The following is a 16,706-nucleotide window of genomic DNA, read 5'->3' on the forward strand; positions in this document are numbered from 1 at the left end:
AAGATATAAAATGTTAAGTCATATGATGAAATGTAAAATCCACAGGGCGGTCGTAACCGAAGCGGACCTTAATTACGAAGGCAGCATGACCGTGGATCAGAACCTCATGGATGCCGCCGGTATGGTGCCTAATGAAATGGTCAAAGTCTATAATGTAAACAGCGGCGACCGCTTTGAGACCTATGTTATTCCCGGGCCTGCGGGGAGCGGGGTTATCTGCCTAAACGGAGCCGCTGCGCGCAAGGGCCAAAAAGGAGACAGGGTTATTGTGGTGACCTCCTGTTGGCTTGATGAAAAGGAAATGGCCAGTCATAAACCCAAAGTGGTTTTAGTTGATAAAAACAACTGCATAAAGAACCCGGACGCCAAGGAGAAGGCCGGAAATCTGGTCCTGGCAAACTGAGTTTTCCATAATTTAAAGCGCGGTTCAGGCATATCTGCTCATAACGGGCCGCGTTTTTTATATTATCAATAGGCGTTGCTATTTTGGCGGGCCATGTCTATACTATGGCCTGTAACTTTTGTGCCACAGGGTGCGTCTAACGAAATAGACAGGTTGAACACTATTAGATGTGACTAACCGGCAAGTGCGATTAAATCGCAATAAAATAGCCTGTGGCCGGTTTGCACATTTTAAATTTTTTGAGAGAAAGCACATGAGTAAACCTAACTATCTCTTCAGTAGTGAATCCGTTACCGAAGGACATCCCGACAAGGTTGCGGATCAGATCAGTGACGCCATTTTAGATTCCATGCTTACCGATGATCCCGAAAGCAGGGTTGCCTGCGAAACTCTGGTAACAACCGGTATGGCTGTGGTGGCGGGCGAGATCACCACCCAGACCTATGTGGATATCCCCAGCATTGTCAGACAGACCATTAAAGAGATCGGTTACCATAATTCTTCCATGGGGTTTGACTGGGAGACCTGCGCGGTTTTGACCAGTATTGATAAACAGTCTCCGGATATTGCTCAGGGCGTGGATGCGGACAAGGCTCTTTTCGGAGAGCAGGGCGCCGGTGACCAGGGAATCATGTTCGGCTATGCCTGCAATGAAACTCCTGAACTTATGCCCATGCCGATTTCCTATGCCCATAAATTGGCTGCGCGTCTTTCCGAGATCCGTAAGAATAAGGTGGTGGATTTCTTGCGTCCGGACGGCAAGTCTCAGGTTTCCGTCGAGTATAACGATAATAAGCCCGTCAGGGTGGATACGGTGGTTGTGGCCGCTCAGCACACCCCGGATGTGAGCTATGAAAACTTGAAGGAAGCCATCACCGAAGAGGTGATCAAAAAGGTTATTCCGGCCGATATGCTTGATGAACAGACCAAGTATTACATCAACACCACCGGTCGTTTTGTGGTGGGTGGCCCCCAGGGAGACTGCGGGCTTACCGGCAGGAAGATCATTGTGGACACCTACGGAGGCCAGGGCTCCCATGGCGGCGGCTGCTTCAGCGGCAAAGACCCCAGCAAGGTGGACCGCTCAGGTTCATACTATGGCCGCTATGTAGCCAAAAACCTGGTGGCCGCCGGTGCAGCCACTAAGTGCGAAGTTCAGATCGCCTATGCCATTGGCGTGCCGGAGCCGGTTTCCATATTGGTTTACACCTTTGGAACCCACACTGTCCCGGTTGCTCAAATCACCGAGGCCGTGCGCAAGGTCTTTGATTTCCGCCCGGCGGCAATCATTAAAAACCTGGATCTAAAACAGCCTATTTACAGGCGCACCGCAGCTTATGGCCACTTTGGCCGCGAAGAAGCGGAAGGCTTTACCTGGGAGCGCACCGACAAGGTGGAAGAGCTCAAGGCTGAGCTGGGCCTGTAGCCTTAAATAATTAAAACGGACCTTAAAGGGCAGGGTGACCCGGTTGGTAAATCGGCGCCCTGTCCTTGTTTGTGTCCACTTGGGGAATTTTAGTTTACTTTCTGGATTTTTCAGACACCTTCCGTTTTTCCAGGACAAGGTATCTGGAATTTTGTTCGCCATTGTGGATGCAGAATATCAGCTTAACTAAAAAAACAGTAATATTGAATGGTTGTATAGGCCGACTCAGTCGTAGGAGTTGGCATGTTTGTTGCTTGATTCTATATCCGCAAAAGCAAAAGTAAAGCCGGCCAAGGGCCTTGGGTAGTCTTTACAAGACATTTTTACACCGCAAGGCAAGGGCAGGCTAACAAAAGGATCTAAAAGTCATGGCCACGAAAAGCGGCGCTCAGACAAGCACTGAGTTGAGCCTGGATGTACCTTCCACTTATTTTAAGGAAGTAGAAGTCCGGGAATTGATTTCACCCCAGCGTGAACTTGAGCTGGGTAAAACAATCAGGGACGGACGCGACGAAATCCTTCTGAAGAGCCTTGCCATCATGGAACTCTTTGAAGAAACCATTGAGGCTCGCCAAAGAATCAATGAATGGATGGAAGACTCGCATAAATCTCCTCTGGCTGTGGAAGATGTCATGGCCGAGGCCAAGGACCAGGTCAGGCGCTGTGCCATCAAGCTCAGCAAGGACAAAAAAGTTGAACAGCTGATCTGCGAGATAGATCGCACCCGGCGGGAAGTGGAAAGAGCGGCTAAGGAGATGGTCGAGGCCAATCTGCGTCTGGTTGTCTCTATCGCCAAAAAATTCACCTACCGCGGCGTGAGCTTTGCCGACCTGATTCAAGAAGGCAATATCGGACTTATGAAGGCGGTGTATCGTTATGACTACCGCACCGGTTACCGTTTCAGCACTTTTGCCTCTTGGTGGATCAGACAGACTATAAGCCGTTCGGTCTATGACCAGGCTCGCACTATTCGCATTCCCATCCACCTGCAGGAGCTCAGGTCCAAGTACTTCCGCACCTATTACGGCATGCGCAAGGAACTGGGCCGGGACCCCACGCCCAAGGAAGTGGGCGAAAGGGCCGGTATTGATGAGTCCAAGGTCAAGGACATCATGAACTTGGTCATGGACTGCACCAGCCTGGAGACCCCCATGGGCGATGATGGTGACGAGTTGGGTTCCATTTTGGAAAACACCGAGGCTGAATGCCCCTTTGAAAAGGTGGGCGACGCTGAGATGCATATTCACCTGGAAGAGGCCTTGGAATCTCTGGACCCCAGGGAAAGACGCATCCTTGAGTTGCGTTTCGGCCTCGGCAATGAAGATGAGCACACCTTGGAAGAGGTGGGCCAGGTCTTTAAGCTTTCCAGGGAGCGCATAAGGCAGATTGAGCAAAAGGCCTTGCAACGTTTCCGTCAGCCCAGATGGCGAGAGCTTTTGGGCGACCATTTGCTGGAAAGCGCATGATCCAAGCACTTGAAATTTGTCAATAAGATAAAAGGGGCAATTCCGAAAGGAATTGCCCCTTTTATCTTAAGTACTTGTGAAACAGCCGCATACATTTGATAATAGATTTAATGCATCAACACAATAGACTGAGGATCGAGCTTTTTTCCAGTAAAATTGAATTTCTCAAAGGATAGTTTGAACCGTCCTTTAAACCATACGTTAAATAGCCGTTTTTACTTATTATGCCTTATTGCCTGCCAATATAATTTTGACGCGCCCATAATACGGCATGCAGCCATCAGGGAGGCTTTGTTGTTCAAAGCACTGAGTAATCGACAATATCTGGGAATAGTTGCTCCCTCACTTTTAACAGTGCTGCTTTTTGTGTTGGCCATTTTTTGGTTGGCGCTGCCCGCCTTTGAGCAAAGCCTTATGCAAAGAAATAAGAAATTGGTCCGGGATCTAACCCGCGTTGCCTACGAACTAGTGGATTATAATTACCAACTGGTGAAAAAGGGTAAGCTTGGGCGTTCAGAAGCCCAGTCCAGGGCAGTTGAGCAACTGGCCTCCATACGCTATGGAGTGAATCATAACGGTTACTACTGGATATCAGACAGCAAAGGCCTTATGATAATGCATCCTCTACTGCCTGAAATAACAGGTGAAAATCTGGTTTTTCGGGTGGATGCCAAGGGTAAGGCCTTTATGAAGGAGATAGTCGCCAAAGCGCAAAGCGCCAAAGGCGGTTTTGTTTCCTATCATTGGCCCTGGCCCGGCGATCCCAGTAAAAATTTACCTAAGGTTTCCTATGTAAGGCCTTTCAGACCCTGGAACTGGATCATTGGAACCGGCGTTTATCTGGATGACATGCATGCGGAGAACGCGGCTCTGACCCGGTCTTTTGTTATCATTTCTCTCATTATCTCTTTTATCACCACTATTATGTTGGCCTTAATTGTTGTTCAGGCAGTCAAGAACGCAAAAAAGCGCCAAAGCGCCGAATATGACCTGCTCTCGGAAAGGGGCTATTCATCATCTATAATTAAGGCCACCCCCAATATAATTGTAGGGGTGGATAAGGACGGTCAAACCACCCATATAAACCCTGCCGGTGAAAAGCTCACCGGTTATGCCAAAGAAGAACTCCTGTTGAATAATTTTTGGCGAATTCTCTATCCCGGCGATAATTTTTCCCAAGTGGAGGAATTGTTTTTCCGGTTGGCCACAAACGGCCTGGTTCAAGCCCATGAGATGACCTTGACCAGTAAACAGGGTGAAGAAAGAATCATCTCCTGGGACATTCTTGAGCTTATTGATCTGGACGGAGAACTCATCGAAACCATTGGCATAGGCACTGATATCACAGAGCGGAAAGAGGCGGAAAAGGCCCTTCGCAAGAGCCGTTCGCGCCTTACCAGGGCCCAGTCCGTGGCTCATATCGGTAATTGGGAGCTTCTGGTAAAACAGGACCAGCCGGAACTGGAGAAGGCGGAACTTTGGACATCTAAGGCCGCTGCCAATGTTTTGGGAATCTCGGAATACGGCGGCGGGTTCAAAAAGAAATTGACAAACCTTGCAACGGTTATTGAGAATCAAGACCTGGAAAACCTGCTCGCCGGGCTTGAGCAATTGTTTGAATCCCGCGACCCTTATGAATTCGAATGCAGCCTGAAACACAAAAAGGATACTGAGCCGGTTTGGGTGCATTTCCGGGCTGAGATAATGGATGAGCCTGAGCCGGGCTTATTCCAGGTGACAGGCACCGTTCAGGATATAACCGGACTCAAGCTGGCTGAGCAGCGATATAAAAAGCTTAATCAGGAGCTGGAACAAAGGGTGGATGAAAGGACCTGGGAACTTACAGAGGCCATTATCCAGATGGAAGAGGCCAAAGAAGAGGCCGTGGCCGCAAGTATCTCAAAGGGTCAGTTCTTGGCTAATATGAGCCATGAGATAAGAACCCCCATGAACGGGGTCATAGGCATGACAGATCTTTTGCTCAATACCGAGTTGGCTGAAGATCAGCTTGAATATACCAATACCATCAAGAATTCGGCGCACTCCCTTTTAAGTGTGATAAACGATATTCTTGATTTTTCCAAAATAGAGGCGGGCAAGCTTGAACTGGAGCAGATCCCCTTTGGTCTTAACGACACCTTATTTGAAGCGGCCAGACTGATTGCCCCCAAGGCTCATGAAAAGGGTCTGGAGCTGGTGGTTACCGTGGAGCCGGGCACTCCGGACCATCTTGAGGGAGACCCGGGGCGCCTGCGCCAGATCGTGATCAACCTTTTAAATAATGCCTTGAAGTTTACCGAGGAAGGCGAGCTGCTCGTGCAGGCGGGGCTGGTCAGTATGGATAATGATATTGCCCGCCTGAAGCTTTCCGTGACTGATACGGGCATCGGCATTGAGCCGGAGGCCCAGGAGGCTATTTTTCAGGCTTTTGAACAGGCGGACGGCTCTGTCACCAGAAAATACGGCGGCACAGGCCTTGGCCTGGCCATCACCTCCCAATTGGTGAGGCTCATGCATGGTCAGATCTGGGTGGAGAGTGAGCCGGGTAAGGGCAGCACTTTTACTTGCGAGATAGATTTAAGGGTTGTGGAAGGACCTGCGCCGACCCGTGAGGAGCTTAAGGAAGTTGCCCTGGGCGGCGTAGAGGTGCTCATACTGGACGACAATGCCACGAACCTTAAAATTTTGCACGAGAATCTAAGTCATTGGGGGGTAAAGCCTCATGATGCCAAGGAACCGGCCGAAGCCTTGAACTTGCTGCGTAGAGCCCATCAGGAAGGACGCCCTTTCAGTCTTCTGCTTACAGACAACCAAATGCCCCAGATCAGTGGTTACGAGTTTGTGGAAAAAGTCCGTCAGGAGGGTGCTTTTGAGAATCTGCCTGTGATTGTCCTGAGTAGCGCAGACGGGTTGGAGAAAAAGGGGCAAAGGTTGAAAGATCTTGGAATAAGCGACAGCCTGGTTAAGCCGGCAAAACCGGAAGATTTGAGAAAAATCATTTCCAGGGCCTTAAGCGGTCAAAAGCAAACACCCAAACCAAGCCGTAAGCCCAAAAAGGGTTTAAACGAAATGAAGAGCCAAAAAATGCTTAATATTCTTTTGGCCGAGGATACTATTGTAAATCAAAAGGTGGCCTTGAAATTCCTGGAAGGGTTCGGGCACCAGGCAGAGGTGGCTGAGAATGGCCGGGAAGCGCTGGAGGCAGTCCGGAACAAGGATTATGACTTGGTCCTTATGGATATCCAGATGCCCGTTATGGATGGTTTGGCCGCCACCAGGGCAATCCGTGAATTAGAAGATCCGAAAAAAGCCGAACTGCCGATTATAGCCATGACGGCCCATGCCATGAAAGGTGATAAAGAACGCTGCCTTGAAGCCGGTATGAACGGGTATGTGACCAAACCTATTCAACCGAAAGAGCTCTTTGAGGTATTGGAAGACTTTGCCCCTGCCCGCCCGGGCTTCATCCCTGAGAAAATGGAAAACCATATTACACCGGATTCCGGCCAGTCGACTTCCCAGGCAATCGAATCAGCCATATTACAGGAAAAAGATTATTTGGTTGAACGTTTTGCCGGGGATGAGGAATTAATGATCGAGAGCATGAAGGTGTTCTTGGAGGATCTGGGCCAACTCGTGGATAATATTCAGGCCGACGTTCTGGCCGGTGATGCCAAGGCCCTGGCCATGCATACCCATGCCCTGAAAAGTTCCACAGGCTATTTTGACAAGGGAGACGTCTCCGGCCTGTGCGCTAAAATGGAAAACAGGGCCAGAAACGGAAAACTGGACCATATGGGCGAGGATTTTGAGACCTTAAAGGCCTTCTCCGTTCGTTTGAGCAGGGAGATAAAAGAGATGTTGGCTTGAAAGCTGCCCTTGCTTAGCATAGATTAGTCTTGAAGTCCCTTGCCGGGCTGTGTACTTATGGGAGCGAATGACCTGATTCTGGCGTGGCCTAAATACAACTTCAGTAGATTTATGCCTTTTTCAGGCCTTTTTTAAAATGGCCTTGACGGCCTTAACCCCTCATGATAGAAGTCTTTTCACAATTTCAGCCGGCGTAGCTCAGGGGTAGAGCAGCTGATTCGTAATCAGCAGGCCGTTGGTTCAAATCCTACCGCCGGCTCCATGAAATATACCGCATTTTTAATGTGTTAAAGCCTTATCCGGATCTTTAAGTAAAACCTGGATAAGGCCTTTTTTTAGTCCTTTTGGGGCTCTTTTGAGCCCTAATTGATAACATAAGTATAACGCACCCACCCGCGCCATCGGCACCAGTGATATTAATTAACCCGGTAGCTTTATATGGCGCCTAGGGGGTCAACAGGGTGTTCGCGTGCCCTCCCAAAGCAGCTCTTGGTCCAGCGAGAGCATCGTCTTTGGCCATTAGGGCCTGTCGATTCTCTGCACTTGCCTGGCCTTTTCTATGTCCGAGCCTATACAGACTACCGTTCAAAATCTTCAAGGAACAGAAACTAAAATTGTCACGACCCTTTATTTTTTATCAGTATTTTCAGTAAATCCATGGTCCCCAAAGCCTCCAAGTCATCAGGATTAGCCTTAAGTATTGCCTGCAGAATTATGCGCGCCTGAGCGTAGTTTCGTCTTTCCAGATGAAAGAGTACTAGGTTTCTTTGGCTACCCAATGATTTGGGAGAAAATCCGGTAAGATCCTCCTTGGTAAGAGGCTCGTGTTTTTCAGTGCCGGGAGGTATATGAGTTGTCGCTGTGACAGATGGCTTTTTTGGGGCAGGTATTAACTTGGGATTCAGCTTTTTTTTATTATTTTTTCCGTTTTTTATCGGTATGTCACTTAGTTGGGTCTGTTTGGCGACAGTTCTGGCAATGGGCTTTGTTTTTGAGGCATTGGCAGTTATTCGACTGGCCTTGTTTTTTCCCTTTGCCAGGCCCCGGGTTGACTGATTTTTTATATTTTTTTTTGAGTCTAAAACCCTGGTTGTATTTTTATCAGCATGTTTGGCGGAAGTGGCCGAGGCGCTCGCAATGGGTTTTTTATCAAGTTTACTGATAGTTATATCTTCCCCGGGTGCCTGCGCTGACCCCATCTGGGCATGTCTGACCTCCTCTGTGCCTGTTTGAACCGGCTCATCTAAAGGCAAGCTGTCAAATACAGGCTCCAAGTCTTGGGCCAGCCCATGATCAGGGGCGGTTCCCGGCTGCCAGAAGAAAGCCACAGCCAACACGGCAAGCATAGCGCCGATACAGGGGGCTATCCAGGCAGGCCGTAAAAATTTTAGTCCTTTCTGTTTGCTGTTAATCAGTAAAGGGGCCTTTTCTTCGGATTCTTCTTCTTGAGGCCTGGCTGCGCAGGCTGGGCAAAGCTCCCTGCCCGGCAGGACCGGTTTACCGCATTGGACACAGAGGTCGGAGAACTCCATGGTCTGCTGTTCCGGGTCAGAATTTTCTCTTGGTCTATTACTGCCTTGTTCAAGTTCCAATTCCCTGGCCAGGTCATTGAGGAATTCCAGGCGTTTGCCAGGTTCAGCCGCTAAAAGCCCGGCCATGATCTTGCTTAAATTAAGGCTGAAGCGCTGGCTGATGAGTTCCAGTCTGTTTGCTTTCGTTTGGGCCAGCGATCCAGGATCCAGCACCGCCTGATCCCCCGGCTCATCAGGGAAGCAGACTTCTCCTGTGAGCATCTCAAACAATATTGCCCCCAGGGCCCAGAGATCGCTTGCGGCACAGGGCAGGCCCCTTTTTTGTTCCGGAGCCATATAAGCGGGTGTACCGCCAAGGCATTGGTCCGCCACTCCCTCTGTCCGGGCCAGGCCAAAATCCGCGATCTTGATTTGTTCCGGGGTGAAGAAAAGAATGTTCTCCGGTTTTAAGTCCAAATGCCAGATGCCATGATCATGCGCCGCAGCCAGGGCGCTTGCGATCTGAGACGCAATTTCCAGAGCCTGCTCCGGTCTAAGGGCTCCCTTTTTCAGCCGGTTGCGCAAGGTGCCAAAGGGCGCGTACTCCATCACCATGAAGCAGGTTCCCTGGTCCTCTTCAAAATCAAGGGCCTTTACTATGCCCCTGTGCTCCAGATTGGCCTGGAAAAGCGCCTCCCGGGCCTTGCGCTTCCTGACCTTATCCGTTCGGGAAAATACCTTAAGAGCCCTGAATAGTTTGAGATCAGGGTGAAAACCCTTGTAAACCACAGCCGATGAACCTTGGCCTATTATTTCCAGGTCAATGTATTTGCCCAGCTTTTGCATTTCAAACCCCTTTGGTAAAGCTGGTTTTTATGCGCACCTGCCCTTTTTTCAGTTCCGGCGAGGCCTGCATGGCCAGGCTTAAGGGGCCGGTCATATTCAGTTCCTGCCGCTCAATAAATTCTTCTGTGGTCTGCTTAAGGTCGTTTACCACCTCCCGGTAAATGGGCTCCAGCCTTTCCATATCAGGCTCTGCCAGCAAAACAACCAGAATATTGGGGACAAAGGTTTGCTTAAGGGTCTTGCGCTCGTTGGTCGTCACTTCCCTCAAAAGCATGCGGGCCAGGTCAATGGGTTGATAGTGTTTGCGCAGGCTGAACACCTTGTCCATGAAACCGCCTAAAAAAAGATCCAAGCGGGTGGGGTAGTTCACTGTTATCTCTCCTTGTCTTCCTTGATCTCCGCCTCAAGCGCGGCGGCCAGCATCCGCACGGCCAGGGGAGCCGCGAATTTACTGCCCAGCCCCCCGTTTTCATTCACCAAGGCAACAGCCACCCTGGGGTTGTCTGCCGGTGCAAAGCCGATAAACCAGGCATGGGGCTTCTCATTGTCCCGGCCGGTCTCGGCGGTGCCGGTTTTTCCTGCCACTTTGATTTCTGTCAGATTTTTCTGAATATGGGGCGCTGTGCGTCCGGTGCCGCTTATCATCACTTCTGTCATCATTTGCCTGAGCTGGCGCGCCGATCGCGGGCTGATGACCCTTTTACCGACGCCTGCATTCAAGGCCTCGAACTCATCCGGATTTTGCGGATTGCCGATTCCCATAACCAAGTGGGGAGGCATCAAAAGACCGTCGTTGGCAATGGTCCCGGCCACCATAGCCATCTGTAATGGGGTTGCGCTGACCAGGTTCTGGCCTATGGCGCATTGGGCGGCTATTTTGGGGTCCCGCTCAAAGGTATTGAAAAGTTTCAGCCTTTTTATGCGTTGTTTTTTTGATTCCTGGTTTTGGGTCACATATTCATATTGGGCATAGGCCAGGCCGGGCTGAGCGGGGAGCGAAATGGTGCCGAGCTGGGGGATCAGATCCAACTGCCGGTTAAATCCGAACCTTTCGGCCATTTCCCGCACCTTGGGTCCCAGCTCAAAACCCAGGCGGGCGAAATAGATATTGCAGGATTTGACAATGGCCCGCTTCATGTCAGTGCGGCCATGGGCGCTGATATCGGAGATATTCAGTTTTTTATCAAAGCCTGTGCAATAAATCCTGGGATACTGTTTCTTTTCTTGCTTGTGTTCTTCCAGCCAGGCCGCAGCTGTGACCAGCTTAAAGGTGGAGCCTGGAGGATATAATTTTTCCCAGGCCCTGCTCCTGAGCTTGGCCCCGCGGTCTTTTGTTCTGGCTTCAAACCAGGCATCATGGTCTTTACTGTTGGAATCAAAGGCCGGAGCGCCCACGGCAGCTAAAACAGCCCCGGTTCTGGTGTTGAGGATTACGGCTGCTCCCTTGTTTGAACCGAATATCTCCGCGGCCTTTTGTTGCAGGTCTGCATCCAGGGTGAGATAGGCGTCCACGCCCCGGGGAAGTGGTTTTTGGCCCTTTACCAGGTGCATCGGCGGCTTGGATGGGTCCGGGGAGTTCAGAATCGGTGAGAGGGCGGCCTCCAGGCCGTGCGAACCATAGACCGGATGGCTGAACCCCAACACCTGCTCGGACACAGCTCCCATTGGATAATGGCGTGTTCTGGAGCCTGTACGGCCTGTGATTTTTGTCTCCGCCAGGGTTAGGCCCTTGCGGTCCAATATGCGCCCCTTGAGCAGTTTTTGGCTTGTGTTCCTTTTTCCCGGAGCCAAGACCCGCACCAACCTGTAGTCAAATTCCTTTTGTCCCGGATAAAGGCGGGCCCGGGCTGCGATACGCTTGATCCTTTGCCTTTTAATGTTGTTTTCAACCAGGGTGTTTAAGGCGTTTTGATCGATCCGCACCTTGCCGTCCCGGCTCGGTTTGAGTACGCCTTTTTCCTTCAGCCGGTTTAAAAGCCGCAAGGTGTCCTGGTCCACATAACTGCTTTTAAGGATTTTTCCACGGTTTTCCACCTGCAGCCAATAAAGGCGCGCGCCTATGGACACAAGGGCCGCCAAAAGGATCAGGGCGGTAAAGTATGTTCTATGTTCAGGAAATTTTTTCATCTGCCGCCACCCGCATTAAAAGCCCTGCCATGGTCAGGTTGACTATCAGGGAAGAGCCGCCGTAAGACACAAAGGGCAGGGTGAGCCCGGCCAGGGGAATCAGCCCTGTGACACCGCCCATGACCAAAAAGGCCTGTAGGGTGATCATCACCGTGATGCCTGCGGCAATGAGCTTGGATTGAATGTCTTTTGCCTGAGAAGCTATGTACATGCCCCGACAGACCAGGATGCAGATCAAGCCCAATACCCCGGCCATGCCTGCAAAACCCATTTCTTCGGAAAAGGCGGCAAAGACATAGTCTGAATAGGCCAGAGGAACTGTGTGCGGCTGGCCTGTTCCCCAGCCTGTTCCCCAAATTCCACCGCTTGCGATGCTCCATAGCCCCCTGCTTAATTGTTCGCTGGTTTCAAACGGGGCCAGCCAGTTTTCCACCCGTACAAAGAGCATCTTGGGAATTTGGCAGTGATAACAGACCCAGCCCAGGGCCAGGATGATCAACAGACAGACAAGGGGATAAGAGCGGGCCCCTGTGGCCAGATAGAGCATGATCAAAAAGAATCCGGTCAAGAGCATGACCGGCCCAAAATCTTTTTGCACAACCAGGGCCAACAGCGGCAACCCCAGCATGATGCTGAAAGGGCCTGCGGCCTGGATAAAGCGTTCAAAGCCGGGGCCGCCGGAGCCCCTGGTTAAAAAAGGGTATTCGTGGGCAAAGTAAAAGGCAGTGAAGAGCACAACCATGAATTTGGCCGGTTCCACGGTCTGCATGCTGAAAAGACCCAGGGAAAGCCATAGCCGCCTTCCATTTATCTCCGGGCCTGCCAGCCAGGTGATGATCAAAAGAACGGCTGCGCTCACCGGTAAAAGGAATTTCTTGCGGCTCAGGCGGATCAGCCGGGAACGGCTGCCCCAATAAGCCGTGGCCAGCATGGCCGCCAGGCCCGCACCGAACCAGACAACATGGCGCTCTGCCAGGGCGGTCAGGATTTCCCGGCTGCCCTGGCCGCTGTATTCGGTTCCCACCCTTTGCAGCATGGTGAGCCCCAGGGCGTAAAGGCCCAGGATGGCCGTAAGGATCACCCGGTCCAAATTGAGTTTTTTAAGGCGCAATAAGGCCAGGCCCGCCAGGGTCAGGCCGAGTGCGACCAAAAAGGGGGTGAATGTCTTGAGGGCGCCGGGCCATGAAGTTTCAATTACCCCTCGTGAAGAGAGCCCCAACCAGGCCAATCCTTGGCTGGTCGCGGCTATGAGTAAAACCAGCCAAAGGGAAAGGCTGTTGTTATTGGTTCTGTTGCCTACCGCTAGGCCAAGCCTGATAACCAGACTCCACAAGAAAAAGACCAGGGCCTGGTTCAGGGGCAGGCCGTAAGAAGCCCCCTGCTTAAGCTGCCAAAGACCTGATAAAAGCAGATATCCCCCAGCCAGATATGCGGCATGGAAAAGGCTTGTGCCTGCCAAGGCCGGGATGTCTTTATAATAAGGTTTCTTGTTTTCTATCCTTTGCATTGCCTTAACCTCTGAAACTGAAGACCACATCGCCAATGGATATGAGGTCGCCGGGGACTAGCTGTATTTCGTCTATTCGGCGGCCGTTTACAAAGGTGCCGAGCCTGCTTTGCATATCGCTTATGACAAATCTTCTTTGCTCCATGCGAATGCGGGCGTGACGGCGGGAGATAAAGGTTTTTTCAGGGGGCAGAGGCAAATCAACCCGGCCCCTGCCGATAACAGTGACAGGGCTTATCAAAGGATAGCTCAGCTCCTTTTCCAGCCCTTCCAGGGTCACCAGAGCGGCCTTTGGGGATTGACAGCCTGCAAAGGAAGTCTCAATAAGGCATTTCCCGGGTTTCAGCTCCCGGTTCAAAACCAGGTGCACTTCAATAGTTCCCGAAATCTCATAAAGACCGCTCTTTTTGGCTGTGCCGCAGATATGGTCGGCCAATTCCTTTTCCAATTGAGGGATAAGGATCTCCCATCTGGTCATAAAGGGCTTTGACAGGTGTACTGTAAAGACCCTGGGGGCAAGGACCCTTTGCACGAGCTGTAGGGCATCCCTTTTAAGGGCCTTTATAAGCAGACGGGATATTTTTTGGGGAGTTGGCATTTTTTTTCCCGGTATGTTGGTTTTTGCTTCTATTTTTAGGACGCAAACCAAGAACCTTTTCTTTCCCACTGATAAAACTGTTGGCCTGACCAGGGTCTGCCAACGGTTTTTAAAGGGGAGTTTTGCCTTTAAAAACTGGAGGTTGATAATTGATTTCGGCTTTGCCAAAAGCCTGTGAAAAGTTTTTTGAGCTTTTTTAAAGAAGGTATGTTCAAGTTGCCTGCTGTTTGACTTAACCCGGCCTTTTATTTCTTTTTTTGTGTTCTCTTGGATAAACCCGCCAGGGAATGATATAAAGCTATTATCCTGGGGGGATATTCATGTATTTGATCAGAGTAGGCATATGGCCCAGTCTGGGGCCTCCTGACTGGGCGGTATACCCGTTTGAACCGCTTTTAGTAGGGCGAAGCCCCGGTTGCGCGCTGCAACTCGCCGATAGTTGTGTTTCCGCCCTTCACGCCCAGGTCGAGCCTGGGGAAACCGGTTTGGTGCTTCGTGATCTGGGCAGCAAAAACCGCACTTACCTGAACGGAAAGGCCATAGAGCAGACGGAGTTGAACTCAAAGGATACGGTTCTTATCGCAGGTTTCAGCTTGCGTTTTGCCCAAGTGGAGTTGGCATTGGCTCCCGAAGACGAGATCGCCGCCATGTTCAGGCTTTACCAAACCAAATCAGAGCCTGATTCCCTTTTGAAATTGGCTAAGGCCTGGACAACAGCCTCGCCCAAAGACCCCCATTCACACCAGGCATTGGTCAGACTGCTGATTCAAAGGGGGGATATCCAAAAAGCTGCCATTGAAATAGAAAAGGCCTGGCTTCTGGCCCCCCATGACCCGAACAACCTGTATCTCAAAGCCTTGCTGGCTGAGCAAAACGGACGTCTGGATTCGGCTGAAGAATTTTTGCGCAGGGCTTTAGAGATAAAGCCCGAATTTCAAAAGGCCCAAAAGGCTGAGACCCGCATTGAGAGTAAAAAACGGGTTTTTGCCAAACTGGGCCGCCTGGCTGCCATAAAAGACGGTCAAACCCAGGGTGTGGCCAATAAACCCGCATTTTTTCAAAGCGGCCCTTTTGGTTTTTACTTTCAGACCGGGCTTCATGAGGCCATGGTGTCGAACGCCTACGCCGCGCTTACCCGGATTGCCAAAAGAATCAATGAGGTGTTGGGTTATTCACCGGATGATGTATCTGTGGTTATTGAAGAAAATTTATGTTCTCCAAATAACGGCTCCAAACGGGCGGCAGGTTTTTATAACGGTAAGATCCATCTGTTGGCCGCCAAACTTCATTCCCCGGATCCGAATTTCCTCTATGTTGCCCTGGCCCATGAATACATTCATCTGGCTGTGGACCGGCTCGGCAAAGGCTCCTGTCCGGCCTGGTTGGATGAGGGCCTGGCCCAGTTTTTGTCGCAAAACTTAAACCCCGCTGATCTGCACTTGCTAAAGCAGGCCCGGGATCAGGATGCCTTGTTGCCCCTTGAGTTGCTTGAACGGGATTTTGCCCTGCTTAAACACCCCAAGCTGGTGGACCTGGCCTATGCCCAATCCCACAGTCTGGTGGAATACCTTGAGCAAAGGCTTGGCTGGGAAGGGATCCGGGGGCTTTTGGCCGGTTTCAGTAAGCATCCTGATCCGGACCGGGTATTGGCCTGTTATGAAATGGATTCGTCTTCCCTGGAGCAGGCCTGGATAGCCTGGTTGTCTTGAATTTTACAAACAAGGAAAGAAATGGTGTCCCTTGCCCGTCACTAGCACAAGAAAAAAGGAAAATACTCCCCAAAGCGGGGTTGGGATTGATGCCGCCAACCTGTACAAGCTTTGCCTGAACAGGGATGAAAAAGCCTGGCGACTGCTTTTTAGCTGGTGCCGTAAAAAGGCCTCATTCAAACTGCCCGGGGAAGAGGCTGAAGACGTGGCCCAGGTGGTCTGCCTTAATCTGCTTAAAGGCAATATAGAAAAGATAGAGGACCCTAAAGCCTTTTTGGGGTATGTGGGACGCATGGTTTTCAATGAAACCCAGAATATTCACCGGTTCCGCAAGACTCGGGCCGAAACCTCCCTGGAGAAACCGGTGTTTGGCGATGAAGGACAAGGCGTCGGTCTGGGGCAGATGATCCCGGCCCCAGGGTCTTTGCCCGAAAGCCAGGTTGCGGCCCGCCAGCTACTGGCCCGCCTGATGGAGCAGATAAACAGGCTGCCTGAATATTGCAGGGGGATCATGCCCCAATTCATCAGATACAAAATGGGGCTGGTTAAAGACCATAAGGAAATAGCGGGTATTTTAGGCAGGCCCCATAAAACTGTTTCCGTGCAGATAAAAAGGTGCCTGGACCGGTTGGGAAGCCTGCCGGAATTCATAGGACTGTTGGAAAAGAGGTCCAGCCAATGACAGACCAAGTCATCCATCCAGATCTTTTGGCCTTTTTGGAAGGCGTGACCACCCCTCAAACCCAGGAAGAGGCGCGAGCGCACATTGCCGAGTGCCCACGGTGCCGCGAGGAGCTAAAATACTTGCGAAGAACCCTCATGGTTATCGACCAGGTTGCACAAAAGATGCAAGCGGCTTTTCCCGATCCAAAGGAACGGGGCCGGGAGTTTGATGCCCTGATTGATCCTGATTTGGCGGAAGAGGAGGCTTTTAGCCTTTTACCGGAGGAGATTGTCCCTGAACTGCCGTCTCGGCTAAAAAAGGGGCTTTCTCAACAAGAGGATGAAACAGTCTCCGCCCGCTTGAAAAAGAGTCTGAGCGCCCTTACCGGCCTGGGCAAGGAGGCAGTGGAACGGTTAAGCGACTCGATCCTTTCAGGTGAGGAACAACCGGATGCCGCCCCGGCGATTCGTGACGATGCCACCAATGTGGAGGATAAAGAGGATGAGCCGGGCCGGGATGAAAAGGATGAAAAGAATTGAGAGTCGTTCCACCTAAGCTGTTTTATCTCTTCCTTTGTTC

General features: G+C 51.0%; 12 protein-coding genes and 1 tRNA gene. 8 read left to right on the forward strand and 5 right to left on the reverse strand.

Features of this window, described 5'->3' with window-relative positions:
- The first annotated feature begins 10 nt into the window (after positions 1-10).
- The 5 genes from panD to X474_RS22895 all read left to right on the forward strand — a co-directional run bounded on the left by panD (position 11) and on the right by X474_RS22895 (position 7,427).
- A complete protein-coding gene (gene panD / locus X474_RS22875) occupies positions 11-403 on the forward strand; it encodes an aspartate 1-decarboxylase (protein ID WP_044352303.1) in 393 nt (130 codons plus the stop codon).
- 253 nt (positions 404-656) lie between these two features.
- Complete coding sequence (gene metK / locus X474_RS22880; RefSeq protein ID WP_044352305.1) at positions 657-1,829, forward strand: methionine adenosyltransferase; 1,173 nt, start codon at positions 657-659, stop codon at positions 1,827-1,829.
- 368 nt (positions 1,830-2,197) lie between these two features.
- A complete protein-coding gene (locus X474_RS22885; protein WP_044352306.1) occupies positions 2,198-3,295 on the forward strand; it encodes a sigma-70 family RNA polymerase sigma factor in 1,098 nt (365 codons plus the stop codon).
- Positions 3,296-3,589: 294 nt separating this feature from the next.
- Positions 3,590-7,165, forward strand: a complete 3,576-nt coding sequence (locus tag X474_RS22890) for a response regulator (protein WP_052515538.1) — start codon at positions 3,590-3,592, stop codon at positions 7,163-7,165.
- A 187-nt stretch (positions 7,166-7,352) separates the two neighbouring features.
- A tRNA-Thr gene (locus X474_RS22895) sits at positions 7,353-7,427 on the forward strand.
- Between the two features lie 355 nt (positions 7,428-7,782).
- On the opposite strand, the gene X474_RS22900 is transcribed toward X474_RS22895, so the two are convergent.
- From X474_RS22900 to X474_RS22920, 5 genes are read right to left on the reverse strand one after another with little or no spacing between them, the layout of a single operon-like run.
- Positions 7,783-9,522 (reverse strand): serine/threonine-protein kinase, encoded by a 1,740-nt coding sequence (locus X474_RS22900; RefSeq protein WP_052515539.1) that lies wholly within the window; start codon positions 9,520-9,522, stop codon positions 7,783-7,785.
- A 1-nt stretch (position 9,523) separates the two neighbouring features.
- Positions 9,524-9,892, reverse strand: coding sequence for an FhaA domain-containing protein (locus X474_RS22905; protein ID WP_044352307.1), 369 nt, complete (start codon positions 9,890-9,892; stop codon positions 9,524-9,526).
- A gap of 2 nt (positions 9,893-9,894) precedes the next feature.
- Positions 9,895-11,649, reverse strand: coding sequence for a peptidoglycan D,D-transpeptidase FtsI family protein (locus tag X474_RS22910; protein WP_044352308.1), 1,755 nt, complete (start codon positions 11,647-11,649; stop codon positions 9,895-9,897).
- Positions 11,633-13,156, reverse strand: a complete 1,524-nt coding sequence (locus X474_RS22915; RefSeq protein ID WP_052515540.1) for an FtsW/RodA/SpoVE family cell cycle protein — start codon at positions 13,154-13,156, stop codon at positions 11,633-11,635. The genes X474_RS22910 and X474_RS22915 overlap by 17 nt, the downstream gene beginning before the upstream one ends.
- A 4-nt stretch (positions 13,157-13,160) precedes the next feature.
- Entirely contained in the window at positions 13,161-13,754 is a 594-nt protein-coding gene (locus X474_RS22920; protein WP_052515541.1) for an FhaA domain-containing protein, read from the reverse strand.
- Between the two features lie 320 nt (positions 13,755-14,074).
- Here X474_RS22920 and X474_RS22925 point away from each other — a divergent pair, with 320 nt between their 5' ends.
- From X474_RS22925 to X474_RS22935, 3 genes are read left to right on the forward strand one after another with little or no spacing between them, the layout of a single operon-like run.
- Entirely contained in the window at positions 14,075-15,463 is a 1,389-nt protein-coding gene (locus tag X474_RS22925; RefSeq protein ID WP_044352310.1) for a peptidase MA family metallohydrolase, read from the forward strand.
- Between the two features lie 31 nt (positions 15,464-15,494).
- Positions 15,495-16,145, forward strand: a complete 651-nt coding sequence (locus X474_RS22930; RefSeq protein ID WP_044352311.1) for an RNA polymerase sigma factor — start codon at positions 15,495-15,497, stop codon at positions 16,143-16,145.
- Entirely contained in the window at positions 16,142-16,666 is a 525-nt protein-coding gene (locus tag X474_RS22935; RefSeq protein ID WP_044352312.1) for an anti-sigma factor family protein, read from the forward strand. Before X474_RS22930 ends, X474_RS22935 begins: the two co-directional genes overlap by 4 nt.
- Positions 16,667-16,706: the final 40 nt, after the last annotated feature.

The organism is Dethiosulfatarculus sandiegensis (assembly GCF_000931935.2).
Taxonomy (GTDB): Bacteria; Desulfobacterota; Desulfarculia; order Desulfarculales; family Desulfarculaceae; genus Dethiosulfatarculus; species Dethiosulfatarculus sandiegensis.

Excerpts from the sequence above, each read along its gene's own strand:
- X474_RS22920 (WP_052515541.1), bottom strand. The coding sequence starts at position 13,754 with ATGCCAACTCCCCAAAAAATATCCCGTCTGCTTATAAAGGCCCTTAAA.
- panD (WP_044352303.1), top strand. The coding sequence starts at position 11 with ATGTTAAGTCATATGATGAAATGTAAAATCCACAGGGCGGTCGTAACC.
- X474_RS22925 (WP_044352310.1), top strand. The coding sequence starts at position 14,075 with ATGTATTTGATCAGAGTAGGCATATGGCCCAGTCTGGGGCCTCCTGAC.
- X474_RS22915 (WP_052515540.1), bottom strand. The coding sequence starts at position 13,156 with ATGCAAAGGATAGAAAACAAGAAACCTTATTATAAAGACATCCCGGCC.
- X474_RS22885 (WP_044352306.1), top strand. The coding sequence starts at position 2,198 with ATGGCCACGAAAAGCGGCGCTCAGACAAGCACTGAGTTGAGCCTGGAT.
- X474_RS22910 (WP_044352308.1), bottom strand. The coding sequence starts at position 11,649 with ATGAAAAAATTTCCTGAACATAGAACATACTTTACCGCCCTGATCCTT.
- X474_RS22900 (WP_052515539.1), bottom strand. The coding sequence starts at position 9,522 with ATGCAAAAGCTGGGCAAATACATTGACCTGGAAATAATAGGCCAAGGT.
- X474_RS22935 (WP_044352312.1), top strand. The coding sequence starts at position 16,142 with ATGACAGACCAAGTCATCCATCCAGATCTTTTGGCCTTTTTGGAAGGC.
- metK (WP_044352305.1), top strand. The coding sequence starts at position 657 with ATGAGTAAACCTAACTATCTCTTCAGTAGTGAATCCGTTACCGAAGGA.